We start from the raw sequence: 23496 nt of genomic DNA on the forward strand, positions 1-23496 counted from the left end.
ATAACGGCAGCAGAGCGGAATAATTTAGCGGTGGACTGGCCGCCGCCCCGCACCCGTCAACGGGCGTTGAAATAGCCCATGATGCTGATCAGCTTGTCGGCGTAGGACGGATCGGTGGCATAGCCGGCGGCCTGCACCTTGCGGGCGGCGTCCTCGGCGCTGCGGGCCTTCATCACGTCGCTATAGCGGTCGCTCTGGCTGATCAGTTTGGCGTAATCCCTGAAGGAATCCGCGTAGGAATCGTAAGCCCGGAACGGCTGCGACATTTTGCGCGGCTGGCCGTCGACGTATTCCGTTGTCATCACGTGCACCACGTCGCCGCGCCAACTTCCGCCGGCCTTGATGCCAAACAGGTTATGGCTGGTGCTGCCGTCCGGGCGCATGATTTCACGCTGCCCCCAACCGGATTCCAGCGCCGCCTGGCTCAGGATCAGTTTGGCCGGGATGCCGCTATCGCGAGCCGCGGCACCAGCCGCCACCGCCATCTGATCCACAAAGCTGCGGATGTGTTCGGGCGCCCCCTGGATGGCGCTGCGCACCTTTTGCCCCAGATTGCGCTGGGCCAGCATATCGATCAGCGAGGAAATCGAATCCGCCGCCTGCTGTCGGCCTTCGCCGATGCGCGACTGCAAACCCGGCAGGCGGGAACGGGCGGCTTCGGGCGGATTGGCCAGGGGATCCAGGGGCTTGTTCAGCACTCCGCCCTGCATCTGCGCCATCAGCGCATCCGCCAGGCCAATGCCGGGGTTGGACAGGGCCAGGGACGCCTGCTCATCGCCCAGGCTTTGCGCCATGCGCGTGGCCTGGGAATCAAACAGGGACGGCATCTGGGTAGATGTCTGGCGGGCCTGCTTCATCAACATCTGGATGAACATGGCCTCGAACTGACGAGCGATCTCGCGCTGCTTGTCCGCCGACGCGGGATTCGTCTGCACGCCACGCTTGAGCGTATTCAGACCGCTGAAATCCAGCGCCGAGGGCGTCGCGTCCGAACTGGGCAGAGGGGTGTGGGTCGTGAAAGCCATATGTCAGATGACGTCCAGATCGGCCCGCAGGGCGCCGGCGCTTTTCAGATTCTGCAGGATCGACAGCAGATCCTGCGGCGTAGCGCCCAAGGCATTCAGCGCCCGCACGACGTCGGCCAAGTTGGCGCTGGTGTTCACGCGCTGCAAAGAACCATTGTCGCTGCGCATCTCGATCTGGGTGTTGTTGGTGACCACGGTTTCGCCGCCGCCAAACGGAGTCGTCGGCTGGCTGACCTGCTGCTGCGGACTGATGGTGACGGACAGATTGCCGTAGGCGATGGCGGCCTCGTCGATCATGACGGTGCGGTTCATCACCACCGACCCGGTGCGGGCATTGATCACGACGCGGGCGCGGGCCGGCGGCAACGACACCTGCAGATTTTCAACCTGGGACAAGAAGGCCAGCTGCGATTTCGGGTCCATCGGCGCCCGCAATTCGATGGTACGGCCCGTGATCGCCGTGGCGGTCTGCCCGCCGAACTTGCGATTCAAGGCCGTCACGACATTCTGCGCCACGGCGAAATCGCTGGAATTCAATTCCAGCCGCACAACCCCGTCCTGCACATACGTCGTCGGCACGCCGCGCTCGACAATGGCGCCGTCGGGAATGATGCCGCCATTCAACTGATTGACCTGCACGCTGGCCCCGCCCTGCGAAGCCCCTGCACCGCCCACCAGCAGATTGCCCTGGGCCAGGGCATACACCTGGCCGTTGGCGCCCTTCAGGGGGGTCATCAACAAGGTGCCGCCGCGCAGGCTCTTGGCGTTGCCCATTGACGACACTACCACGTCCAGGCTCTGGCCCGGCTGAGCAAAGGCGGGCAAGCGGGTGGTGACCATCACCGCCGCCACGTTTTTGACCTGCATATTGGTGCCCTGGGGCACGGTGACCCCCAACTGAGACAACATATTGGTCAGGCTTTGCTGGGTGAACGGCGTCTGGCGCACCTGATCGCCGCTGCCGTCCAAACCCACCACCAGGCCATAGCCGATCAACTGGTTTTCACGCACGCCGGTAAAGGATGCCAGATCCTTGATGCGTTCGGCCTGGGCGGCCAAAGGCATCAGGCCCCCCAGACAGACCAGCAACATCGCGGCCAGCCCGGCGCGCACACGGCTGCCGCGCGGCGGGGGATTCTGGGGATGAGCGTACACGGCAATCTTATTCATCATGAGATCAGAACGGGGCGATATTCAGGAAGAAGCGCTGCAGCCAGCCCATGGTCTGGACCTCGTCCATCACGCCTTTGCTACGGTATTCGATGCGAGCATCGGCCACCTGAGTGGACGACACCGTATTGCTGCCGGTGATGGAACGCGGGTCTACCACACCGGAAAAGCGCACATATTCGCTGCCGCGATTGATGGCGATCTGCTTTTCACCGGCGATCTGCAGATTGCCGTTGGGCAGCACGCCAATCACCGTGGTGGTCAGGGTGCCGCTGAAAATATTGGTGGCGCTGCTGGAACCCTTGCCCTGAGACTGGTTGCCGCCGCCTGCTTCGAAATTCTGCTTGGCCCCCAGATCGGTCGGCAGGATGGCAGGTTCAATGCCGATGTTCATGCTGGCGCTGCCGTTGCGATTGGTGCTGGTATCCACGCTTTTGGCAGCGTTGGTTTTTTCCTGGATGACAATGGTGACGATGTCGCCGATGTTGCGCGGGCGGCGGTCTTCGAACAGAGGGTAATTGCCGTAGGCCGTGGGCTGATAGATAGACCCATTGGCCAGGGCAGCCGGCGCCAGGGGCGGCGGCGGGGGCGCCGTCAGCGGGCCGGTGACGATAGGCTCCGGCGGCACCAGGGCGCACCCGGAGAGCAACAGGACGGCGACAGCCACCCACGATCCAGCAAAACGGCGCAAACCCTTCATGGACATCCTGATTACAGCTGTGTCAAACGGGCAAGCATCTGATCCGACGTCTGCACGGCCTTGCTGTTCATTTCGAAGGCGCGCTGCGTGGTGATCATATTGACCAGTTCCTCGGCCACATTGACGTTGGAGGTTTCCACGTAATTCTGCAGCAGAATGCCCGCGCCATCCAGCCCCGGTTGCAACTGATTGGCCGGCCCCGACGCGTCGGTTTCCGCGTACAGATTTTCGCCCAGGCTTTGCAGGCCGGTGGGGTTGATGAAGGTAGACAACTGCAACTGGCCGACTTCGACGTTGGTGCCGGCGGCGCCGGGCTGCGTCACGGACACGGTGCCGTCGCGGGAAATCGAGATCGACAGCGCATTGTCGGGGATGTTGATGCCCGGCTGGATGGTATAGCCGCCAGCGGTTACCAGCATGCCGTTCTGGTCGCGCTGGATGCTGCCGTCGCGCGTATAGGCAAACGAGCCGTCAGGCATTTCCACTTGCAGAAAGCCGTTGCCCTGGATGGCGACGTCCAGCGTATTGCCGGTTTCTTTCAGGTTGCCCTGGGTCTGGATGCGTTCGGTCGCCACGACACGAGCGCCCGTGCCCAGTTGCAAGCCGGACGGCAGTTGGTTGGCGGCCCCGACGGTGGCGCCGGGCTGGCGCATGGTCTGGTACATCAGATCGGTAAACACTGCGCGGCTGCGCTTGAAGCCGGTGGTGTTGACGTTGGCCAGGTTGTTGGAAATCACGTCCATGCTGGTCTGCTGGGTTTCCAGACCGGTCTTGGCGATCCACAGAGAACGTATCATCTTGAAAAATCCTGTTCAGGGCGCAGGGCGTCAGCCCACTGCAGAAAGTATGGAATTGCCGCGTTCTTCGTTGGTGCTGGCGTTTTTGATCACCTGCATCTGCAATTCGAACTGGCGGGCATTGGAAATCATGGCAACCATGGCTTCTGCCGGATTGACGTTGCTTTTTTCGATGAAGCCAGGGGCGATCCGCATGGATTCGTCCGCCTGCGCAGGCTGGCCGCCAGCCAGACGGAACAGGCCGTCGTCGCCGCGCAGCATCTGCTCTGTCGGCGGATTGACCAGCTTCAATTGGGCCAGCATTTGGATGTCGCGCGGATTGTCGCCCGCACCCAGGGCGCTGATCTGCCCGTCGGTGGCGAACGTGACACTGCCGCGTTCGGGGATCTCGATGGGACGCCCGTCATTGGACAGCACCGGCAAGCCGGTGTGCGTCACCAGTTGGTTTTCCTGATTGACGGCAAATTCGCCCGCCCGCGTGTAGGCCTCGGTGCCATCCGGAGCCTGCACGGCGAACCAGCCCTGACCGGCGATGGCGGCATCCAGGGCGTGCCCGGTTTCCAGCATGGCGCCCTGCCCGAAGCGGCTGCCGGGCGTGGAGGCGACGGTGCTGACGCGAGTAGGCAGTTCGCCCGCCTGCGGCACCACCGGCACAGACCGGTAGACAGCCAGCTGTTCACGAAAACCCGTCGTGGAGACATTGGCCATATTGTTGGAAATGGCCGACTGCTGTTCCAGGATGCGGGTGGCGCCGTTGGACGCCGTATACAGGATGCGATCCATGCCGTCCTACCGCGCTTAGCGCATGGTGATCAAGGTCTGCAGGATCTGATCCTGCGTCTTGATGGTCTGGGCGTTGGCCTGGTAGGTGCGCTGGGCGATGATCATATTGACCAGCTCCTGGCTCATGTCCACGTTGGATTCTTCGACGGCCTGACCCTTGATGGTGGCCATCCCGTTTACGCCCGGAGTACCAGGAATCGGTTGACCCGAATTGGCTGTCTCGGCCCAGGCGTTGCCGCCAACAGGCTGAAGCCCTTGCAGGTTCTTGAAGTCTGCCATCGCGACAAACCCCATGACCTGCTTGGCGCCGTTGGTGTAGTTGGCCACCACCGAACCATCGGTGCCAATAGACATGCTGGCATATTCACCTGTGCCATAACCGTCCTGAATGAAGTCGGTCGTGAACCCACCGGCAAACTGCGTCGTACCGTCATACCTTACTGTGGTAGCGATGGGGTCCGCCCCCGGAGGATTAAAGGCGATCGCGCCTGTTGGAGCAGGTGTAGGAAGCGCACCAGCGGTATTGAAGTTCAAGGTTGCAGTGCCGACTGGCGTTGGTGTGCCGGCATTATTCCAAATATACGTAGCCGTCCACGTATTAACACCTGTCTTTTGATAAACCTGATCAATGCGATGCTCATTACCGAGGGAATCGAAGACCGTCGTCGGGAAAGAGGTTGAATAGGTTGTTGGATCGGTCAGGTCAGGCGCGGGAGGTCCGGCGAGAATCGGAGAACCTGAATCCAGGTTCAGCTTGTCCGTGATCGTGGTAGTTGCCTTGGGATCGATGTTTCCGGAAGGCACGGTCAAGCCGAGCAAAGTGCCCATGATGGGCTTGGCCGGCGTAACGGAAACGTCAGCACTGTACCCCATCAATTGTTGGCCTTGAGCATTCACAATATTGCCGCTTTTATCGGCAAAGAATTGACCATTCCGGGTATAAAGCGTCGCGCCACCGTTAGGTTGCTGCACGACAAACAAACCCTTTGCCCCGTCAATTGCCATATCGAACTGATTGCCGGTTGTGGACACAATGCCGGTCGTAAAGCGCTGATTGATGGACGCCACCTGCACACCCAGACCCACGCGGGAGCTGGCGTAGACGTCGGCGAAGGTGGCCGAGCCGGCCTTGAACCCCACAGTGCCGGAGTTGGCGATGTTGTTGCCGATGACATCCAGGTTCTGCGAGGCGGCGTTCAGACCGCTAAGACCTTGACCGAAACCCATGATTGACCTCTTTCAGTACGTATTGCGTTGCTGCGTTGATATGGAACCGGGGGCGGCAGATGGCGGCCCCCATTGGAATTACATGACCTGCCGGATATCCAGCAGGGAAATCTTTTCACCCAGGGCCAGGTTGAGCTTCAGGCCTTCGGTGGTGTAAGCAATACTGTTGATGTGGCCGGACGTCAGGGTTTCCGCCGACACCGGCTTGCCATTGGCATCGGATGCCTCGACGGACACCGCATAGGCGCCTGCCGGAACGACCACGCCCGCCGTGTCCTTGCCGTCCCATTCCAGGGGATAGACACCGGCTTTCTGGGCTTCCATTTCTTTGGAATAGACGACCTTGCCGGCGTTGTCGCGAATCGTGACCGTGACCTTGGCCGCCGATGACATGAGATCGATGCCGAAGGTCGTGGCGGCGCCGGCTTCGCCGACTTTGATCTTTTCGCCCGGATACAGGACGCTTTTACCGATCAGACCGGCTGCCTGCAGCGACTGGGACATGTCCATCTGGCCCGAGAGGGCCAGCAGGGTGTTGTTGAGGCTTTGGATGCCGTTGACCATGGACAGCTGGGCGATCTGCGAGGTGACCTCGGCGTTGTCCATGGGGTTGAGCGGATCCTGATTTTGCAGCTGCGTGACCAGCAGGGTCAGGAAGCGATCCTGGGTGTCCCCCATCAGGGACTTGGTCTGGGCATTGGCCAGTGCGCCGGCGGCGTTGGCGCCATATACGTCATTGACGGTTGTCATGATCGGATTCCTTATTGACCGATGGTCAATGTTCTAGCCATCAGCGATTTAGCGGTGTTGATGACTTCGATGTTGGCCTGATAAGAACGCGACGCCGAGATCATATTGACGGTTTCGGCCACGACGTTGACATTGGGCATCGTCACGTAGCCGCGGGCATCGGCCAGGGGATTTTCGGGGTCGTACTGCATGCGCGGCGGCGCGCTGCTTTCCTGAACGGAGGACACGCGCACCCCGCCGACGGCGTCGGACTGAGCGGACGGCGTCATCTGGAACACCACCTGGCGGGCGCGGTAGGGCTGCCCATCGGGGCCGACGGCGCTATCGGCATTGGCGATATTGCTGGCCGAGACGTTCATGCGTTCGGACTGGGCGGTCAAAGCAGAACCGGCAATCTGGAAAATGCTGAAGGTGGACATAAGCCTGGTTTCCCTGAAATCCGGTGATTACTGCTGCATGGCGGTCAACAGGGATTTGATGCGCCCGTTGAGCACCTGCAGATCGGTCTGGTATTTGGCCGTATTGTCGGCGAACTGTACCCGTTCGACGTTCATGTCGACGGTATTGCCATCCAGGCTGGGCTGCAGGGGCGTGCGATAGAGTTCCTGCGCCGGTCCGCTGCTATGGGCCTGCGCCGGAATGTGGCGCGACGAGGTCAGCGTCAACGACGTGTCGGGCAGACGCGGCAAACCATTGCCCTGCCCCATCGCTTCGCGCAGCGTGGCGCTGAAATCGATGTCACGCGCCTTGTAGTTGGGCGTGTCGGAATTGGCGATGTTGGTCGCGAGAATTTCCTGCCGCTGCTGACGCAGAGCCAGGGCTTTCTGGTAGAACTCGAGGTCCTTGCCGATTCGATCAATCATAGCGTGCAATGCAATCAAGTGAATGAAGCGCGCACCCACCGGGCACCAAATGATCCCTGACCATTCGCGGTTTTAGCGCACAGTGGCATAGTAAGGCGGCGGCAAAACCCATAAAGGCCGGAACAAAGCAGGGTTTGAAGGGCTATTCGAGCAATGTGGCAAGGCATCTCTTTTACAATGCAAGCATGCCCATCCGCCCCGCTCCGCCGCCGCTGCCCCGACCGCCAAGCCATCGCCTGCTGTCGAGCTGGCTCTGCCTGCTGATCACCGCCTTGCCCGTCATGGCTGCGCTGGCGCAAGGCGGCAGCCCCGCCACGATCACCCAGGACCCGACCGCGATCGTCGAGCAGGTCGAAACCCTGCTGAAAGATCGCGCAGCATCCTATCCCGGCACGGCGACGATCGCGGTGGATATCCCCAGAATCACCAACCAATCGGCCTGTAGCCGGATGGACACCTTTCTGGCCGGATCCGGCGGCCTGCAGTCACGCACATCCGTGGGTGTGCGTTGCCTGGCGCCCCAGCCCTGGACCCTGTACGTGCAGGCCAGCGTGCAGATCACCGGCCCTTACTTCGTCGCCAACCGCATATTGGACCGCGGCACGGTCATCAGCATGGATGACCTGGATACCCGCGAAGGCGACCTGCTGCGCCTGCGCCGGGTGATCAGTGACCCTGCGCACATCGTGGGCTGGATCACCACTCGCCGCATCCGCTCCGGCGGCCCGATCGAAGGCAACGCCTTGCGCGATCCCAATTCCATCGAACGCGGCCAGCAGGTCCGCACGATAGCGCGCGGCCCGGGCTTTGTGGTCTCTGGCGAGGGGCAGGCGCTGGATTCCGGCAATCCCGGCACGCAGATCCAGGTGCGCACGCCCAACGGGCAGATCATCACCGGCACGGTGCTAGATGCCCATACAGTTCAGGTTATGATGTAGGGTCAAAGAAACGGCCCCAAGATGCGGCGCTAAAGTTCCGCTTTCTGCTGCCGTAATAAGGGATGCACCAATTGATCCCAACCCTTTCCCGGAGACGAGCCTTGAAAGTCAATTCCACATCGTCCAACCCCCTGCTGAACGGGGTGTCCGGGAACACGCGTACCGACAGCGGCAGTCAGGCCGGCAGCGCCACTGGCAGCAGCCGGTCCGAAGTCGATCTCAGCCCGGCGGCCCGTCAGTTGGCAGCCCTGAACAACAGCGACGCCGACGTGCACACCGCCCGCGTTCAACAGATCCGCGATGCGCTGGCATCGGGTGAATTGAAAATCGACGCCGGTCGCATCGCCGACCGCTTGCTCAGCAGCGTGCGCGAACTGCTGAAATAAATCCGGTACACTGATCGCCTGTCTCGACCCCATCTATTCCACCATGAGCCACATCGACGCGCTGCTGCAATGCGTGGACGAACAATCCGCCCTGCTGAACGATTTCATCCAGCTCCTGGAAGCGGAAAACGCCCTGCTGCTGGAAACGCCCTCCAACGAGGCGCTGGGTTCACTGACTACCCGCAAAAACGATTATGCCCGCCGGCTGGGCGAACTGGATCAGGCTCGATCCGACCTGCTGACCGCGATGGAACAACCCGCCGACCGCGCCGGCATCGACACGGTTTGCGCCATGCACCCGGATTTGCGGCCTGCTTTTGACATGTTGTTCGAACAGGCGGCTCAGGCCAGCGCCTTGAACCAAAGCAATGGCCAGATCCTGCAAACGTTCATCGATCATAATCAGCAGGCGCTGGATACTCTGCGCAGCCTGATGGGCCAGGACCTGTACGACGCCCGCGGGCGCCTGTCCAATAAATAGGCAGCCGCCTGCTGCAGACGGCCAGTTTCGGCAGCAAGCAGCATCGCCGCAGGCTTAAGCCGCCAGCAATTCCTTCAGCGCATACAGTTTCAACAAGCCCGCAGGCGACTGCCGGGCCGATAGCTGGTCTGCGCCCAGCATGCGGGCCACGACCTGCGCGGCAGGGGCCAACGCGGGGTCCTGCACCAAACGCCAGGCGGCCAGGCCCATCTGAGCGGCCAGCACCGCGCGATCGAGCAACGGTTCACGGCCCTGGGCATCCGCCAGCCAGGGAGTCGCCAAACGCCAAGCAGCATGACATTCCTGACGCAGCACCAACGCGGCAGCCACCTGCGCGGGATCGGCATCCACCCCCTCGACCAGCAAGGCATGCCAGACCCGTAAGACGCGACCATCCAGCGGGTCTACCGCCCTCACGCAATAGACATGAACGGGTAGCGGGGCTTCCCCCCGCGTCTGCAACTGAGCAGGCCCCATGCCGGCCCACCAGGCCAGCGGCACGGCGTTCAGGCCGGCAGGGGCCAGCAGATCGGCAAACAGATGCGCGGGCAGCGGCTGCAGCAGCAGCCGCTGGGCGGCAGCGGACACCACGCAGGCTTCGCCATCCTGGTAAATCCGGGTACGGGCGCCGCAATTGGAAATCCAACGATACCCCTGACTGCTGAGCGCGCGCAGCAGAGTTTGACTGCCACCGTCGAAAACATGCCAAGGCGCGGGCTTGCTGCCATCGGATTCGAGTTGAATCTGCGCCAGCAGCGCGTCGGCGGGCGATGGCGCCACGGATGAAGCGCCCTGCGGCGCATACCAGCCATCCGCCAGACCGGCCTGCTGGGTGGCCGCCGCCAAAGGTCGGCAATGGTCGTCAAACCACGCCGCCCCAGCCCAGGCGCCGCGCCGCCCCTGCCAGGAAAGCAGCTGGCGGTCATGGACAATCAGGGCCGGACTGGATTCCCCCAGACCCGCTTGCGCCACCCGGCGCAGATGGTCGACGGCGTCGGCTGCGGCAGGCAGATCGCCCGCGGCACGGCTATGCCACAGATCGTAGGCTTCCGACAGCACCGGGTCTTCATCCAGCAGGGTCACGGCTGCCTGCAAGGCATCCAGCCCCAGGGAATCGCCCTGGGCGGATTGCGTCAACAGCTGCGGCAACAGCACTTGCTGGCGACGGCGCTGGGCGGCAGATTCGGCGCTGGGTTCCGGCTGCGTGATCGACAGCAAGGCAGCCAGGTCCGCCTCGGTAGGGGCGAACTGCGGCTGGGCGGATTGCAAAGGCGCCAGCGCACGATCCACCAGTTCGGTGGGGGTCAGAAACAGCAGGTTTTCAGGGACTTTCTGCCCATTGGACACATAATGAATCGGCAAGCGGTAGCGAATCGCCGTATCCAGCGACGCGCCCAGACAGGCGGCCTCGTCGATCTTGGTGATGATGCAGCCGCGCAGCGGCGTGCCGCCATCCCGTGCATAGGAACGCGCGACTTCGTCCAACGTGTCGCCGTGACTGGATGCATTCAGGGCCAGCAGACGTTCCACCCGGCGACCGGCGCCCGCCAACAGCGCTGCCTGATCCGTCACATAGCGGTCCCGCTGGCTGATGCCGACGTTGTCGATCAGCACCGTCTGATCCGGGCGCACCGTCTGTAGAATGCGGCGCAATTCATGGATGTCCTGCACCACGTGCACCGGCACCCGCATCATCTGGCCGTAGATCTTCAGTTGTTCATGCGCCCCGATCCGGTAGGTATCGGTGGTCAGCAGCACCAGGCTGCCGGGGCCGCTGCGCCGCACGCAGCGCGCCGCCAACTTGGCGATGGTCGTGGTCTTGCCCACCCCGGTGGGGCCGACCAAGGCCAGCGCCAGCCCCGGTTGCCATAATTCGTCTTCTGACGCCAGCACGGGCAGATGCGTGATCAGCTCGTTGCGCGCCCATTGAATGGCTGAACGGGTACCGGAAAGTTCCGGCAGCGTCTTGAGCATGGCCCGCAGCAAGGTGGTGCTAAAGCCAAAGCGCAGCAGATTCTGGAACAGCGCGACGGCCTGGGGGGAACGGCGCAGCTGGTTGCCCCACAGCAGTTCGTCGATACGGCTTTCCAGAGATCCCTTCAGTTCGTCGAGCGCACCGGCCAGCGCATCCCCGCTGGGTGCCGCCGCTGGCGGCGGCGCGACGGATGTCGGCGCTGCGGGTGCATGCTGCGGCAAGCGGGCGGTCTGCGGCGCATCGGCGGCATCGACGGCGGCCTGGGCGTCTTCGGGCAGCGAGGTCTGGTCCGTGGCCAGGATTTCTACCCCGCCATTGACCCGTTTACTGGAAATGATGAGCGCTTCGGAACCCAGCGCCAAGCGAACCTGACGCATGGCCTCCCGGTTTGTGGCGCCAAAGAAGCGACTGATTCTCACGCAGGACTCCCGCCGATGACCGATGTAATCTTGATCATACGATCTTCAGGAATTTCGGCGCTGGACAACACGGCCATATGCGGCAGGTGATGACGCAGGAAACGTGACAAAGAGGCCCGCAGCACGGGCGGCACGACCAGTACCGGCGCATTGCCCCGGTCTTCCTGTTCCTGCGCCAGACGCTGGGCTTCGCTCAATAGATTGTCCGCCAGGCCGGGTTCCAGCGCCCCATTGGCGCCCAAGGCCTGCATCAGCACCCGTTCCAGACGGGCATCCAGACCGATGACGCGCAGTTCTTCTTCGCCTGCGAACCAATGCTGAACAATCGCGCGGCCCAATCCCACCCGCACCTGCGCCAGCAGTTCGTCCTGGTTGGGGCCGGTGCCGGCGGGATTGAGGCCGGCCAGGCGCGGCGCATGGTCGGTGATGACTTCCAGGATGGTGCGCATGTCGCGGATAGGCACATCCTCGTCCAGCAGGCTGCGCAGCAGGGTCTGCAGCTGCGGCAAGGTGATGGTCTTGGGCACCAGGTCTTCGATGAGCTTGGGCACATCGCGAGAGACATGATCCAGCAGTTGCTGGGTTTCCTGCCGGCCCAGCAGTTTCGCCCCGTAGCGGTGCATCAGATGATTGAGGTGCGTCGCCACCACCGTGGCCGTGTCCACCACGGTATAGCCGGCGATCTGCGCCTGTTCGCGCAAAGAAGGATCAATCCAGACCGCAGGCAGACCAAAGGCCGGGTCCTGAGTGGTCGTGCCCGGCAGCGGACTGGTGACGCCGCCCGGATTGATCGCCAGCCACTGCCCGACCTGCGCGACGCCCTTGCCGATTTCCACCCCGAATAGCAGGATGCGATAGTCGGTGGGTTTGATCTCTAGATTGTCGCGGATATGCACCACGGGCGGCAGAAAGCCCATTTCCTGGGCGAATTTTTTCCGCAGGCTGCGGATGCGATGCAGCAGTTCGCCGCTTTGCTGGTGATCGACCAGAGAAATCAGGCGGTAGCCGACCTCCAGGCCCAGCGGGTCGACGGGCGAGACATCATCCCAGCTGGCCTCGGCTGCAGCCGCCACCGCGGCGGACTGTTCCTGATCGGGACGGCTGGCCGCCAACTGCAGATCACGCTGCTGGCGTTTCAACAAGGCCCAGCCGCCGCCGCCAATGATGGCCGCCAACAACAGAAAGGCCACGTGCGGCATGTTGGGGATCAGGCCCATCAGGGTCAGGATGCCTGCCGTGATGAACATCACATTAGGATTGGAGAACAGCTGTCCCAGCATCTGCTGGCCGACGTCTTCGTCGGTCGCCACGCGCGACACCACGACACCGGCGGCGGTGGAAATCACCAGCGCCGGGATCTGCGCCACCAGACCGTCGCCGATGGTCAGCAAGGTGTAGACCGTGCCGGCGTCGCCCACCGACATATCGTGCTGCGCGACGCCGACGATCAGGCCGCCGATGATGTTGATCACCATGATCAGCAGACCGGCGACCGCATCCCCCCGCACGAATTTACTGGCGCCGTCCATGGCGCCGTAGAATTCGGCTTCCTGGCTGACTTCCGCGCGCCGCTTGCGAGCTTCGTCCTCGCCGATCAGGCCGGCGTTCAGATCGGCATCGATGGCCATCTGCTTACCCGGCATGGCATCCAGCGTGAAGCGCGCGCCGACCTCGGCGATCCGCCCGGCGCCCTTGGTGATCACGATGAAGTTGATGATCACCAGGATGATGAAGACCACGATCCCGACCGCAAAATTTCCGCCGACCAGGAAATGCCCGAATGCCTCGATCACCTGACCGGCGGCATCCGGGCCTTTGTGGCCATTCAACAGCACGACACGAGTGGAGGCGACGTTCAGCGACAGACGCAACAAGGTCGCGAACAGCAGGACGGACGGGAAGGCGGCGAAATCCAGGGGTTTGCGGGTGAACATCGCCACCAGCAGGATCATGACCGACAGGGAAATATTGAAGGTGAACAGCAGATCCAGGATGAACGGCGGCAAGGGCAGAATCATCATGGCCAAGACCATGAGGATCAGGACAGGCCCAGCCAGCAGACGGGCATGCCCAAAGCCTTGGTTCTTAAGAAAATCCAGGAAACTATTCATGAGGAGAAGACGTGAGCCGGTTCAGAGCGATGTTGCGGATCGAGTTCGGGCGGGACCGGCAGAGCTTGCGGCGCCTGCGGCAGTGTACCCGAGCCTTGCTCCCAGGTACGGACCTGATACACCCAGGCCAGGACTTCCGCCACGGCAGAATACAGGGCGGCGGGGATTTCCTGGTCCAGGTCGACGTGATGATATAAAGCGCGGGCCAGCGGCGGGGCTTCCAGTTGGGCCACCCGATGGTCCTGCGCCAGTTGACGGATCTGCGCGGCGATCAGGCCGGCGCCCTTGGCCACCAGCACCGGAGCCCCTCCCCGCCCTTCGTCATAGCGCAGGGCAACGGCATAGTGGGTCGGGTTGGTGATGACGACGTCGGCATCGGGTACCGCCGTCATCATCCGCCGTCTGGCCATGCTGCGCTGCTGCTGGCGAATGCGGCCCTTGACGTGGGGGTCGCCTTCGGAGTCCTTGTTTTCCTGTTTGAGATCTTGGCGGGACATGCGCAATTGCTTGGCGTGATTCCAGAGCTGCCAGGGAACGTCGACCAGCACCAGGATGACCAGGGTCGAGGCGATCAGCAGGCAGCACATGGCCACCAGCGTAATCCCGCGGGCCAGCGCGTCGTTCAGCGACATATGTGGCAAGGACAGCATATCGGGCAGATACGCCCAGATGACTTTGACGGCGACAAAGCCGATCAGCGCAGCCTTGGCCAGGGTTTTGATCAGTTCGATCGCGGTCTGCGCCTGGACAAACCGTTTCATGCCTTTCAGGGGATTGAGACGTTCCAGCTTGGGTTCCAGCGCTTTGCTGGAGATCAGAAAGCCCCCCAAAGCGACAGCTGAAAAAACCCCCACGACCATCAACAGGCCGAAAATCGGCAGCACCAATCGCAGACCCTGCCAGGCCGACTCGCCCGCGACGTTCAGCATGACCTGGGTATCGTGCGTGACCCGGGTGTCAAACCACAGACCGCTGCGCACCACCCCTTCCAGCGTGAAAAACAGGTTGCTGCCCAGAAACCAGAGCGCCCCGATCCCGCAGATCACCGCCAGAAAAGAACCGAGTTCCCGCGAACGCGCAACCTGGCCTTCGTCCCGCGCCTTTTGCAGGCGCTGGGGCGAGGCTGGTTCGGTTTTTTCGAGATCGCTATCCTCGGCCATCCTGGCAGCTATCCGGCGATGTTAAAACAGCCTGGATTGTAGTCTGCGGACCGTGGATGGGAACAGCGGATAAAAGCGCAATACCCGCGACAATTCAAGAGCTTGCCAGCTGAGCGACCGCCACGCCGACCGGTTCGGGCTGCCCGGCCTGCTCGAAACGCTGGTAATCCAGGCCGATACGCACCGCGCCCCAGCGCGTGCCGTTCAGTTCCACCGGAACGGACACATCGGTGATGATCTCGCCCGTATCGCGCATATAGGTCTGGCACAGCACGCCGCCCCGGTTGCGGATGGCGCCCTGACTGATCTGATCGTCGAACAGGCGTTTATCGCGGCAATGCGCCGTATCGTGCGCCAGATCGCCGGTGGGCGGCTGCGAGTACCGGCGATTATGGGTCGGCGCATAGCCGTTCATGTCGATCAGAATCGCGTAGGAGCCATGTGGAATGCGCTCCAGGATGTCTTCCAGAATCTGCTGCAGCGCGCGGTCGAGTTTTTGGTCGTAGGCGACGTGATAGCGCGGCGGCTGGCTGCCCGGGATCTGGCGATAGGCCTTGTCGAAGACGTCCAGGCCTTCGGCCTGCCCTTGGCGCAACAACGCCCCCGCCTGATCGCGCAAACGCCCAAGGCAGGATTCCAGATAATCAAAGGGCGTCGCCCCCGTGCGCCAGGCCGCCAGCATTTCCTGCAGGCTTTCGGTCTGATCGCGCACGCCATGCACCTGTTCGCGCATGGACTGCATGCGCTGGCGCAGCACGGCGCTATGATCCGCGATGAGCTCGATCGATGAGCTCATCGCCTGATTGGTGTCGTTGACCTGCGCTACCTGGTCGGCGACGCCATCCATCTGCGCCCCGATGGCGCTGAGCTCGCGCACCAAGGCGCCGAACTGCCCTGCAAAGTCGCCCACCAGCCCATCCGAAGCTTTCATGTCGGTATAGATGGCACGGCTTTGCTTTTCGGAATCGGAAACCAGCGTCAGGATTTCACCCGTGTGCTGCACGATGTCGCCGGTGGCGGCATTCACACGCTCGGCCAATTTTCCGACTTCGGTGGCGACCACGGCAAAGCCCTGCCCGGCATTGCCCGCCCTGGCGGCCTCTACACCGGCATTGAGCGCCAGCAGATGGGTCTGCAAGGCGATATCCTTGATCAGACGGGTCGTGTCTTCGACGGATCGCGCGCCGACGCTGAGCTGCGCGATGACCTGGGAAAAGCTCTGCATCTGGGACGTGACCCTGGCCACGCGCTGCTGCAGATCCGCCAGTTGATTCTGGGTAGTCTGCAGCCCGGTCAACTGAGTGCGAAAGACTTGGGTGGCCTGCATGACGGTATCGCTGGTCTGCTGCGACAGGCTGGCAATCTGCACTCCCTGTGCGGACAGGCTTTCGGCCTCGCTGGCCTGGGCCTGGGCCATGGTTTCGCAGGCCTGGGTATGCGCCTGCAAGCGGGCGGCATTGATCGCGATCCGGATGCTGGACTGACGCATCACCACCAGACGCTTGCGCAAGGTGGTCAGAAAAGAATCGACCGACCAAGACAGCGGATTCAGGGTCCAGGCCCTGTCATTCAGGGTGGCCCGCCCTCGACGCAATTGCCGCAACAGGCGCCCCAATCCAAAAACCCGCATTCGCCTCTGGTTCATGTCGCCTCCTGCCCAAGCAGCCTGTTGACCGGCTGTCATGATGATCGGATTGTGCCGGCTTAGGGCCGACGGGACATCGGTTTCTTGCCTGGACTTCGGGCATATTGAGTTTCGGAACTTACGCGGAACTTACACGCCGCCCCGGTGTGACATTCTCCAGGGAAAACCCCAGGGCGTCGGCGGCCCCCCAGGGGCCGTGGATCGTTCCCCACGTCGCCGCTTGCAGGCGGCTGCGATTTTGCAGGCTCCCAACAGTCCTCAAGGACTGTTGGGAGTCCATCAGAATCCTAAACTCGACAAGAGGTCGTCGACTTGGTCCTGATTGGTCACGACGTCGTTCTTGCCCTGGGCATTGACCACCGGCCCATTGAGCAGCGTCTTGGTTTCTTCGCGTTTTTCAAGCGGCGCATTGTCGATCAGCACCTGCACCAATTCGCTTTCGATGGCGCCGATCACGCCCAGCATTTTCATGATGACCTGCCCGGTCAAATCCTGAAAATCCTGAGCCATGATGATTTCCATCAGATTGCTCTGGGAGGCCTGGGTTTTTTCCGGCACGCCTTTGATGAAGGTGCGAGTGTCATCCACCAAGGCACGGGCCTGATCGAGCTCGACCGGATGGTCGAACCAGTCCTGCCAGCGAGCATCCAGGGCCTTGGCGTCCTTTTCCATGGATTCCTGCCAGGGCTGAACTTGTTCCGCCGCATTCAGCACCCGATTGGCCGCTTGCTCGGTCATCTGCGCGACGTAGTGCAGACGATCCCGGGCATCGGGAATGGCGTGCGCGGCGTCCTTGATGGCCTGATCCAGCCCAAGATCGCGCATGTTTTCGCGCAACGAACGCGTCAGCTGCGCAATCCGGTGGATCAGATCGACCGGGGGCGCTTGCAGATCCAGATTGTCCGCCGAGGATTGTGCTTCCACCATGATCTGCCTCTCAGAGTTTTTCGAAGATTTTGTTCAGCTTTTCTTCGAGTGTTGCCGCCGTGAAGGGTTTGACCACATACCCGCTGGCCCCGGCTTGGGCAGCGGCAATGATGTTTTCCTTTTTGGCCTCGGCCGTGACCATCAGCACCGGCAGATTGGCCAGATTCGGGTCGGCACGGATGTTCTGCAGCATCGTCAGACCATCCATATTGGGCATATTCCAGTCCGAGACCACGAATTCAAAACCGCCGTTACGCAGTTTTTCCAGGCCCTGGACGCCGTCTTCGGCCTCGTCGACGTTTTCATAGCCCAGGTCTTTCAGCAGGTTTTTGATGATCCGGCGCATCGTCGGAAAATCATCGACGACCAGAATTTTCAAGGTTTTTTGAACCACGGATCGTTCTCCAATCAATAAATCAGGCAAGATAGGTGGCAAGCATCTGCCGTTTGTTCACACACGGTGCCCGTAGGCGCCCGCACTTTTCAAAATCAGTTCGCTGATGTCATCCAGCGGGACGGCTTCTTCGGCGGCCCCGATCAACAGGGCTTCGCGAGGCATGCCAAATACCACGCAACTGGCTTCGTCCTGGGCAAAAGTACGCGCCCCGGCCTGGCGCATGGCCAACAGCCCTTGGGCGCCGTCCTTGCCCATCCCCGTCAAAATAACGCCTACGGCGTTTTTCCCCGCCACCTGGGCTGCCGAATGAAACAGCACATCCACAGAAGGGCGATGACGATTCACGGGGTCAGTGTATTCAAGTTTGACCACATAATTGGCCCCGGAACGGGCCAGTTTCATGTGGGCGACTCCACCCGGCGCCAGGTAAACGTGTCCCGGCAATACCCGCTGCCCGTCTTCCGCCTCGTGCACCTGCACCGCGCACAGGCCATCCAGGCGTTGCACAAAGGATTTGGTGAAACCCGCCGGCATGTGCTGCGTGATCATGATGGCGGGGCTATTGGCAGGCAGGGGTTCGAGCACCTGACGGATGGCCTCGGTTCCCCCGGTGGAGGAACCGATCATGATGAGCTTTTCCGTTGTGGAAAAATTCCCTGCCAGACGGGGCCGCGCCGGCGCATCGTCGGTACGCGCCATTCGGGGCTGCAGGCGGGCATGCGACGCGGCGCGGATTTTATCCGCAATCATGTCGCCGTATTCCAGCAGGCCGTCGCGCAAGCCGAGTTTGGGCTTGGTGACGAAATCCACCGCCCCCAGTTCCAGCGCCCGCAGAGTGACTTCGGAATTGCGTTCGGTCAGGGACGACACCATGACGACCGGCATGGGTCGCAGACGCATCAGCCGTTCAAGAAAATCCAGACCATCCATGCGGGGCATTTCGACGTCCAGCGTCAGCACGTCCGGATTATGCTGCTTGATCAGTTCGCGGGCGATCAGGGGGTCGGGCGCGGTTGCCACGACCTCCAGGTCGGGCTGCGCATTGATGATTTCCGTCATCAGGCTGCGCACTAACGCCGAGTCATCCACGCACAAGACACGAATTTTTTTTGATTCAGCCATCTCAGCAATGATTTCCAATATCAGGCAAGGGCATAGACCGTCTGCCCTTGCAGGCGCAGGGATTTCGTCAGATACGTGAAGTTCTCGGAATGCCCTGCAAACATCAACCCGCCTGGCTTCAGCAAAGGCACGAAGCGTTCCAGAATTCTGGTCTGGGTGGGCTTGTCGAAATAGATCATCGTATTGCGACAGAATATCGCGTCGAACTTCTGGTTGATCGGCCAATGGGGCGCCACCAGATTCAATTCTTCGAATGTCACCAGATTGCGGATGACGGGTTTGACCATCGCCATGCCGGCTTGCCGACCCGTGCCGCGCAAGAAATAGCGGCGCAGGAATTCTGGCGGGATGGGTTTGATGCGGTCCAGCGTATAGACGCCCTTGCGCGCCTGCGCCAGTACCTGACGATCGATGTCCGTGGCCAGCACGGAAATACCGACGTCGGACTGGCCACAGGCATCATGCAAGGTCATGGCCAGGGTATAGGGTTCTTCGCCGGAGGACGAGGCGCAACACCAGATGGAGATGGGCTTGTTTCGGGTACGCACGAAGTCGGCCAAAATCTGGAAGTGATGCTGCTCGCGGAAAAATGCCGTGTGGTTGATGGTAAAGGCGCTGATGAACCGATCCCACTCATCCGACTGAGGGTTTTGTTCCAGATGGTTCAGATAGTCGCGCACCGACCCCATGCCGGCATGATGCGCCCGCAGACCCAGTGTGCGGGCCGCCATGTCTTTTTTATGGTCGCCCAGCACGATGCCTGCCCGCTTGTGCAGCACGTCGACAACCCGCCCAAGATCCTGCGCATCGGCCTTAGGCAAGGCCGGTTGCGAGAAATAAGAAGCGGATGCGGCATCATCAATCATGAACGGAACCCAAAATTCAGACCTGTCGCAGAGCCAGTGGCCGCTGGGCTGCCGCAGGGCTGTACGTCAACTGCCCGCCATGCACATCGATCACGGGGCCGCCTTCCTGGATGCGAAACACCGAGACAGCCGCACTGAGATGCTCTGCCTGATCCTGCAGGGACCCGGCGGCGCTGGCGGCTTCTTGAACCAGGGCGGCATTCTGCTGCACGACCTGATCCATATCGGTGACGGCGGCATTGATCTGATTGATGCCATCGGCCTGTTCACGCGACGCGGAGGAAATCTCGTTCATGATGGCGGTCACCCCCTGCACGGACTGGACGATGTCCCCCATGATACGGCCCGCATCCTGGACACGCTCGGAGCCTTCGCGAATGCGTGTGACGGAATCCTCGATCAGGCCCTTGATTTCTCTGGCTGCCTGGGCGCTGCGCTGGGCCAGAGAACGAACCTCGCCAGCCACCACGGCAAACCCCTTGCCTTGTTCGCCGGCGCGGGCGGCCTCTACCGCGGCGTTGAGCGCCAGGATATTGGTCTGGAAGGCAATGCCATCGATCACACCGACGATCTCGGCAATCTTGTTGGAACTGCCGGTGATGCCTTCCATGGTTTCAGCCACGCTGGACACCGCCGCCCCGCCTCGCTGAGCCACGTCGGCGGCGTTCTTCGCCAATTGGTCGGCCTGTTCGGCGTTGTCGGAATTCTGGCGCACGGTGCTGGCCAGTTGTTCCATGCTGGCCGCCGTCTGCTGCAACGAGGCCGCCTGTTGTTCCGTGCGGCTGCTGAGATCGGTATTGCCGGCGAAAATTTCCTGTGAACCCAGATGGATTTCACCCACGCCGCTACGCACCTGCGCGACCATGCTCACCAGGCTGTCCTGCATGCGCTGCATGGCCAGATACAGCACCCCGATTTCATTGCGCGACGGCACCTGAATGGCCGTCGTCAGGTCGCCGGCGGCGATACGATCGAAATGTTCCCCCGCGCGGCGCAAGGGAGTCAACACGACGCGTTGCAGGAACATATAGGCCGCAATGGCAAACAGCAGCGCCACGACCATCGAGACCCCGACGATGATCACCACCCATCCCAGGTAGCGGCCCTCGTCAGCCACCGATTGGCCGATCACGTTGGTCTCTTTCTGCTTCAAGACCTGATAAGCCTGGATAAGCGTCTGTTCCAATGGATCGACCTGGTCGATCAACACTTGATTGTATTGATCGATCTGCCCCGCTTTCAGCTGTTCCAAAGCAGCGGGCAATGCCTTGCTGACCAGCTCGTCATACGCTTTGCTGATCTCGGCAGCGCCGCTGTCGGCGGGCAGATGCTGCGCCGCCGCCTGCTGGAATTGCCCCATCGCCTGAGCCGTACTTTTGATTCTGTCTTCTACCTGAACCAGCAACGCCTGGGTGCCGGCGCTCAGCACCGTAGCAGAAGCGCCCGTATCGTCCGCATTCCAGTTGCTCAGGATGGCGCTGTTGGTCAAATCGCTGTTGACGACGATGCTGGCCAAGGTGCGCCCCATCACCACATGCACGTTTTCATACTGGTAGATGGCGTCATCCAGCAGGGAGACGGTTTCCTGTTCGTGCGCGATACGCTGAAGCGCGTCATTGTTCATTTTCAGGGACAAAACCCCCAAGAGGGCTCCCGAAATCAGCATGACAAAGAAAAAAACAAGCACCAGAACCAGACTGGTGCGGACTTTGAGCGCGCTGAAAAGACGCTTTTGACCTGCCTGCATGGAACTAAGACCTCGTGTGCATGAATGAATCTGCGAACATACCAATGGCTGCCTGCATCAGGCCACCGCGCTTTCAACCAGCGCCATTTCTTCGCTGGTCATGAGTTTTTCGATATCCACGAGAATCAGCATGCGATCACCCACCGTCCCGATGCCGGTCAGGTGCTCGGTGGAAAAGGCCGAGCCGAACTGCGGCGCCGAGCTGATCTGCGATGTCTGCAGGATCAGTACGTCCGACACCCCGTCTACCACCACGCCGACAATGCGCGAATTGACATTGAGGATCACCACCACGGTCTGGGCGGTGTATTCCACATTGTCCATATTGAATTTCATGCGCAAATCGATGATCGGCACGATCACGCCACGCAAATTGGTCACGCCCTTGATGAAGGACGGAACGTTGGCGATACGCGTCACGGTCTGGCTGTCATAGCCTCGGATTTCCTGTACTTTCAGGATATCGATGCCGTATTCCTGGCTAGCCAGCGTAAAGATCAGAAATTCCTTGCCTTGGGTTTCGGCCTGATCTTGTTTGACGTCGGTAAGATTCATGGTGGCTCCAGAAGCGAGATGAATAAGGTCAGGCCGCTGCCGACGACGCGCGCAGGGCTGTCGTGCGGCGCAGCGCGAAAACGTCCACGATCAATGCAACGCTGCCATCACCCAGAATGGTGGCGGCGGAAATGCCCGGCACTTTGCGGTAATTGGTTTCCAGGTTCTTGACCACAACCTGATGCTGGCCGATCAGATGATCCACCATCAGGGCGAAGCGCTGGTCTTCCGCCTGCAGGATGACCGCGATGGCCTTGGTCAGATCGGCCTCGGCATTGGCTACATTGAAGACTTCGTGCAGCGCCACGATGGGCAAGTATTCGCCCCGCACGTGCAACATCTGTTCGGTGTCGGAAATCCGATGGATCTGCTCAATGCTGGCCTGCATGGATTCGGTGACATGCGACAAGGGCAGAATGAAGGTTTCCTCGCCGACCTTGACCGACATGCCATCCAGAATGGCCAGGGTCAGCGGCAACACGATGCGCGTGGTCGTGCCCTGCCCTTTACGGGACGACAGCTGCACGTGTCCGCCCATGCTCTGGATGTTACGCCGCACGACGTCCATCCCCACACCGCGGCCGGAAATATCCGTGACCTTTTCCGCCGTCGAGAAGCCCGGCGCGAAAATCAGCTGCCACAGTTCGTCGTCCGGAGTCGATTCGGACACCGGGAAACCCTGGGTGATGGCCTTTTTCAGGATGCGGTCGCGATCCAGACCCGCGCCGTCATCGATCACGTCGATGATGATCTGTCCGCCATTGTGCTGGGCGGACAGCGTCAGCGTGCCTTCGGGGTCTTTGTCCTGCGCCATGCGGGCTTCGGGCATTTCAATGCCGTGGTCCAGGCTATTGCGCACCAGGTGGGTCAGCGGGTCGATGATGCGCTCGATCAGGCTCTTGTCGAGTTCGGTCGCCTGACCCTTGGTGACCAGTTTGATCTGCTTGCCCAGTTTATGGGCGTTTTCACGCACCACCCTGGGGAAGCGGCTAAAGACATAGTCCATCGGCATCATGCGGATGGACATGACGGCTTCCTGCAGGTCGCGAGCATTGCGGTCCAGCTGTTCGATGCCGTTGAGCAGCCGGTCATGCAGGACCGGATCCAGAGACTGCGCGGTCTGGACCAGCATGGCCTGCGTGATCACCAGCTCGCCCACCAGATTGATGATCTGATCGACCTTTTCGACACCGACCCGGATGGTGCCGCTTTCTTTCTTAGCCTTGTGCGTGGCGGATTTGTCGCCGCCATCCGACGCGCGATCGGCGGCGGCAGCCGGATGGGCCTCGTCCTCGTCGTCGGCGGGTTCGACAGCGGCAGTACGCGCGGGCGCCTGGGCCGCGCTGACGGCGGGCGCCGCTGCGCCTGCCGCCGCGGAATCCGCCGGCAGGGCTTCGTGGGTGACGTCCACCTGATCGGCATTGACGATGAAGCAGCAAACAGCTTCAAGAG

The 23496-nt window shown here is 61.5% G+C and carries 23 protein-coding genes; 3 read left to right on the plus strand and 20 right to left on the minus strand.

Features of this window, described 5'->3' with window-relative positions:
* Window positions 1–56: 56 nt before the first annotated feature.
* The 9 genes from flgJ to flgB form a co-directional block, all read right to left on the minus strand.
* Window positions 57–1025 (minus strand): flagellar assembly peptidoglycan hydrolase FlgJ, encoded by a 969-nt coding sequence (gene flgJ / locus WBF69_RS06710; RefSeq protein ID WP_424262494.1) that lies wholly within the window; start codon window positions 1023–1025, stop codon window positions 57–59.
* Between the two features lie 3 nt (window positions 1026–1028).
* Entirely contained in the window at window positions 1029–2117 is a 1089-nt protein-coding gene (locus WBF69_RS06715) for a flagellar basal body P-ring protein FlgI (protein ID WP_424262540.1), read from the minus strand.
* Window positions 2118–2202: 85 nt separating this feature from the next.
* Window positions 2203–2895 (minus strand): flagellar basal body L-ring protein FlgH, encoded by a 693-nt coding sequence (locus tag WBF69_RS06720; RefSeq protein ID WP_424262496.1) that lies wholly within the window; start codon window positions 2893–2895, stop codon window positions 2203–2205.
* 11 nt (window positions 2896–2906) lie between these two features.
* Window positions 2907–3692 (minus strand): flagellar basal-body rod protein FlgG, encoded by a 786-nt coding sequence (gene flgG / locus WBF69_RS06725; protein ID WP_424262498.1) that lies wholly within the window; start codon window positions 3690–3692, stop codon window positions 2907–2909.
* 30 nt (window positions 3693–3722) lie between these two features.
* Window positions 3723–4475, minus strand: coding sequence for a flagellar basal-body rod protein FlgF (gene flgF, locus WBF69_RS06730; protein WP_424262500.1), 753 nt, complete (start codon window positions 4473–4475; stop codon window positions 3723–3725).
* A 15-nt stretch (window positions 4476–4490) separates the two neighbouring features.
* Window positions 4491–5702 (minus strand): flagellar hook protein FlgE, encoded by a 1212-nt coding sequence (gene flgE / locus WBF69_RS06735; RefSeq protein WP_424262502.1) that lies wholly within the window; start codon window positions 5700–5702, stop codon window positions 4491–4493.
* A 78-nt stretch (window positions 5703–5780) separates the two neighbouring features.
* Window positions 5781–6452 (minus strand): flagellar hook capping FlgD N-terminal domain-containing protein, encoded by a 672-nt coding sequence (locus WBF69_RS06740; RefSeq protein ID WP_424262504.1) that lies wholly within the window; start codon window positions 6450–6452, stop codon window positions 5781–5783.
* Window positions 6453–6463: 11 nt separating this feature from the next.
* Complete coding sequence (flgC, locus tag WBF69_RS06745) at window positions 6464–6871, minus strand: flagellar basal body rod protein FlgC (RefSeq protein ID WP_424262506.1); 408 nt, start codon at window positions 6869–6871, stop codon at window positions 6464–6466.
* 27 nt (window positions 6872–6898) lie between these two features.
* Window positions 6899–7315, minus strand: coding sequence for a flagellar basal body rod protein FlgB (gene flgB / locus WBF69_RS06750; RefSeq protein ID WP_424262508.1), 417 nt, complete (start codon window positions 7313–7315; stop codon window positions 6899–6901).
* Window positions 7316–7500: 185 nt separating this feature from the next.
* Between flgB and flgA the strand changes: the two genes are divergently transcribed.
* From flgA to WBF69_RS06765, 3 genes are all read left to right on the plus strand, one after another.
* The gene (gene flgA / locus WBF69_RS06755) at window positions 7501–8253 is read left to right on the plus strand and encodes a flagellar basal body P-ring formation chaperone FlgA (protein ID WP_424262510.1); all 753 of its coding nucleotides are present in this window, start codon (window positions 7501–7503) and stop codon (window positions 8251–8253) included.
* 101 nt (window positions 8254–8354) lie between these two features.
* Complete coding sequence (gene flgM / locus WBF69_RS06760) at window positions 8355–8639, plus strand: flagellar biosynthesis anti-sigma factor FlgM (protein WP_424262512.1); 285 nt, start codon at window positions 8355–8357, stop codon at window positions 8637–8639.
* 43 nt (window positions 8640–8682) lie between these two features.
* A complete protein-coding gene (locus tag WBF69_RS06765) occupies window positions 8683–9120 on the plus strand; it encodes a flagella synthesis protein FlgN (protein WP_424262514.1) in 438 nt (145 codons plus the stop codon).
* 54 nt (window positions 9121–9174) lie between these two features.
* On the opposite strand, the gene flhF is transcribed toward WBF69_RS06765, so the two are convergent.
* The 11 genes from flhF to WBF69_RS06820 all read right to left on the minus strand — a co-directional run.
* On the minus strand, window positions 9175–11514 hold the full coding sequence (gene flhF, locus WBF69_RS06770; RefSeq protein WP_424262516.1) for a flagellar biosynthesis protein FlhF: 2340 nt from the start codon (window positions 11512–11514) through the stop codon (window positions 9175–9177).
* Complete coding sequence (flhA, locus tag WBF69_RS06775) at window positions 11511–13625, minus strand: flagellar biosynthesis protein FlhA (RefSeq protein ID WP_424262518.1); 2115 nt, start codon at window positions 13623–13625, stop codon at window positions 11511–11513. Before flhA ends, flhF begins: the two co-directional genes overlap by 4 nt.
* Window positions 13622–14785 carry a flagellar biosynthesis protein FlhB gene (flhB, locus tag WBF69_RS06780; protein WP_424262520.1) on the minus strand — a complete coding sequence of 388 codons (1164 nt, stop codon included), beginning with the start codon at window positions 14783–14785 and terminating at the stop codon, window positions 13622–13624. Before flhB ends, flhA begins: the two co-directional genes overlap by 4 nt.
* A 94-nt stretch (window positions 14786–14879) precedes the next feature.
* A complete protein-coding gene (locus WBF69_RS06785) occupies window positions 14880–16430 on the minus strand; it encodes a methyl-accepting chemotaxis protein (RefSeq protein ID WP_424262522.1) in 1551 nt (516 codons plus the stop codon).
* Window positions 16431–16709: 279 nt separating this feature from the next.
* Entirely contained in the window at window positions 16710–17357 is a 648-nt protein-coding gene (gene cheZ / locus WBF69_RS06790) for a protein phosphatase CheZ (RefSeq protein ID WP_424262524.1), read from the minus strand.
* A 10-nt stretch (window positions 17358–17367) separates the two neighbouring features.
* Window positions 17368–17751 (minus strand): chemotaxis response regulator CheY, encoded by a 384-nt coding sequence (gene cheY / locus WBF69_RS06795; RefSeq protein ID WP_424262526.1) that lies wholly within the window; start codon window positions 17749–17751, stop codon window positions 17368–17370.
* 57 nt (window positions 17752–17808) lie between these two features.
* Window positions 17809–18876 (minus strand): protein-glutamate methylesterase/protein-glutamine glutaminase, encoded by a 1068-nt coding sequence (locus tag WBF69_RS06800; RefSeq protein WP_424262528.1) that lies wholly within the window; start codon window positions 18874–18876, stop codon window positions 17809–17811.
* A 20-nt stretch (window positions 18877–18896) separates the two neighbouring features.
* Complete coding sequence (locus tag WBF69_RS06805; protein ID WP_424262530.1) at window positions 18897–19742, minus strand: CheR family methyltransferase; 846 nt, start codon at window positions 19740–19742, stop codon at window positions 18897–18899.
* 16 nt (window positions 19743–19758) lie between these two features.
* Window positions 19759–21489: a methyl-accepting chemotaxis protein gene (locus WBF69_RS06810; RefSeq protein ID WP_424262532.1), complete on the minus strand. Its 1731-nt coding sequence runs from the start codon at window positions 21487–21489 to the stop codon at window positions 19759–19761.
* A gap of 57 nt (window positions 21490–21546) precedes the next feature.
* Window positions 21547–22044: a chemotaxis protein CheW gene (locus tag WBF69_RS06815; protein WP_424262534.1), complete on the minus strand. Its 498-nt coding sequence runs from the start codon at window positions 22042–22044 to the stop codon at window positions 21547–21549.
* 28 nt (window positions 22045–22072) lie between these two features.
* Window positions 22073–23496, minus strand: a 1424-nt coding sequence (locus WBF69_RS06820) for a chemotaxis protein CheW (RefSeq protein ID WP_424262536.1), incomplete at its 5' end; no start/stop codon positions are given.

The sequence above is a fragment of the Castellaniella sp. genome, from assembly GCF_049673105.1.
Lineage (GTDB): Bacteria > Pseudomonadota > Gammaproteobacteria > Burkholderiales > Burkholderiaceae_B > Castellaniella.

Excerpts from the sequence above, each read along its gene's own strand:
- flgJ (WP_424262494.1), bottom strand. The coding sequence starts at position 1,025 with ATGGCTTTCACGACCCACACCCCTCTGCCCAGTTCGGACGCGACGCCC.
- WBF69_RS06715 (WP_424262540.1), bottom strand. The coding sequence starts at position 2,117 with ATGTTGCTGGTCTGTCTGGGGGGCCTGATGCCTTTGGCCGCCCAGGCC.
- WBF69_RS06720 (WP_424262496.1), bottom strand. The coding sequence starts at position 2,895 with ATGAAGGGTTTGCGCCGTTTTGCTGGATCGTGGGTGGCTGTCGCCGTC.
- flgG (WP_424262498.1), bottom strand. The coding sequence starts at position 3,692 with ATGATACGTTCTCTGTGGATCGCCAAGACCGGTCTGGAAACCCAGCAG.
- flgF (WP_424262500.1), bottom strand. The coding sequence starts at position 4,475 with ATGGATCGCATCCTGTATACGGCGTCCAACGGCGCCACCCGCATCCTG.
- flgE (WP_424262502.1), bottom strand. The coding sequence starts at position 5,702 with ATGGGTTTCGGTCAAGGTCTTAGCGGTCTGAACGCCGCCTCGCAGAAC.
- WBF69_RS06740 (WP_424262504.1), bottom strand. The coding sequence starts at position 6,452 with ATGACAACCGTCAATGACGTATATGGCGCCAACGCCGCCGGCGCACTG.
- flgC (WP_424262506.1), bottom strand. The coding sequence starts at position 6,871 with ATGTCCACCTTCAGCATTTTCCAGATTGCCGGTTCTGCTTTGACCGCC.
- flgB (WP_424262508.1), bottom strand. The coding sequence starts at position 7,315 with ATGATTGATCGAATCGGCAAGGACCTCGAGTTCTACCAGAAAGCCCTG.
- flgA (WP_424262510.1), top strand. The coding sequence starts at position 7,501 with ATGCCCATCCGCCCCGCTCCGCCGCCGCTGCCCCGACCGCCAAGCCAT.
- WBF69_RS06765 (WP_424262514.1), top strand. The coding sequence starts at position 8,683 with ATGAGCCACATCGACGCGCTGCTGCAATGCGTGGACGAACAATCCGCC.
- flhA (WP_424262518.1), bottom strand. The coding sequence starts at position 13,625 with ATGAATAGTTTCCTGGATTTTCTTAAGAACCAAGGCTTTGGGCATGCC.
- flhB (WP_424262520.1), bottom strand. The coding sequence starts at position 14,785 with ATGGCCGAGGATAGCGATCTCGAAAAAACCGAACCAGCCTCGCCCCAG.
- WBF69_RS06785 (WP_424262522.1), bottom strand. The coding sequence starts at position 16,430 with ATGAACCAGAGGCGAATGCGGGTTTTTGGATTGGGGCGCCTGTTGCGG.
- cheZ (WP_424262524.1), bottom strand. The coding sequence starts at position 17,357 with ATGGTGGAAGCACAATCCTCGGCGGACAATCTGGATCTGCAAGCGCCC.
- WBF69_RS06800 (WP_424262528.1), bottom strand. The coding sequence starts at position 18,876 with ATGGCTGAATCAAAAAAAATTCGTGTCTTGTGCGTGGATGACTCGGCG.
- WBF69_RS06805 (WP_424262530.1), bottom strand. The coding sequence starts at position 19,742 with ATGATTGATGATGCCGCATCCGCTTCTTATTTCTCGCAACCGGCCTTG.
- WBF69_RS06810 (WP_424262532.1), bottom strand. The coding sequence starts at position 21,489 with ATGCAGGCAGGTCAAAAGCGTCTTTTCAGCGCGCTCAAAGTCCGCACC.
- WBF69_RS06815 (WP_424262534.1), bottom strand. The coding sequence starts at position 22,044 with ATGAATCTTACCGACGTCAAACAAGATCAGGCCGAAACCCAAGGCAAG.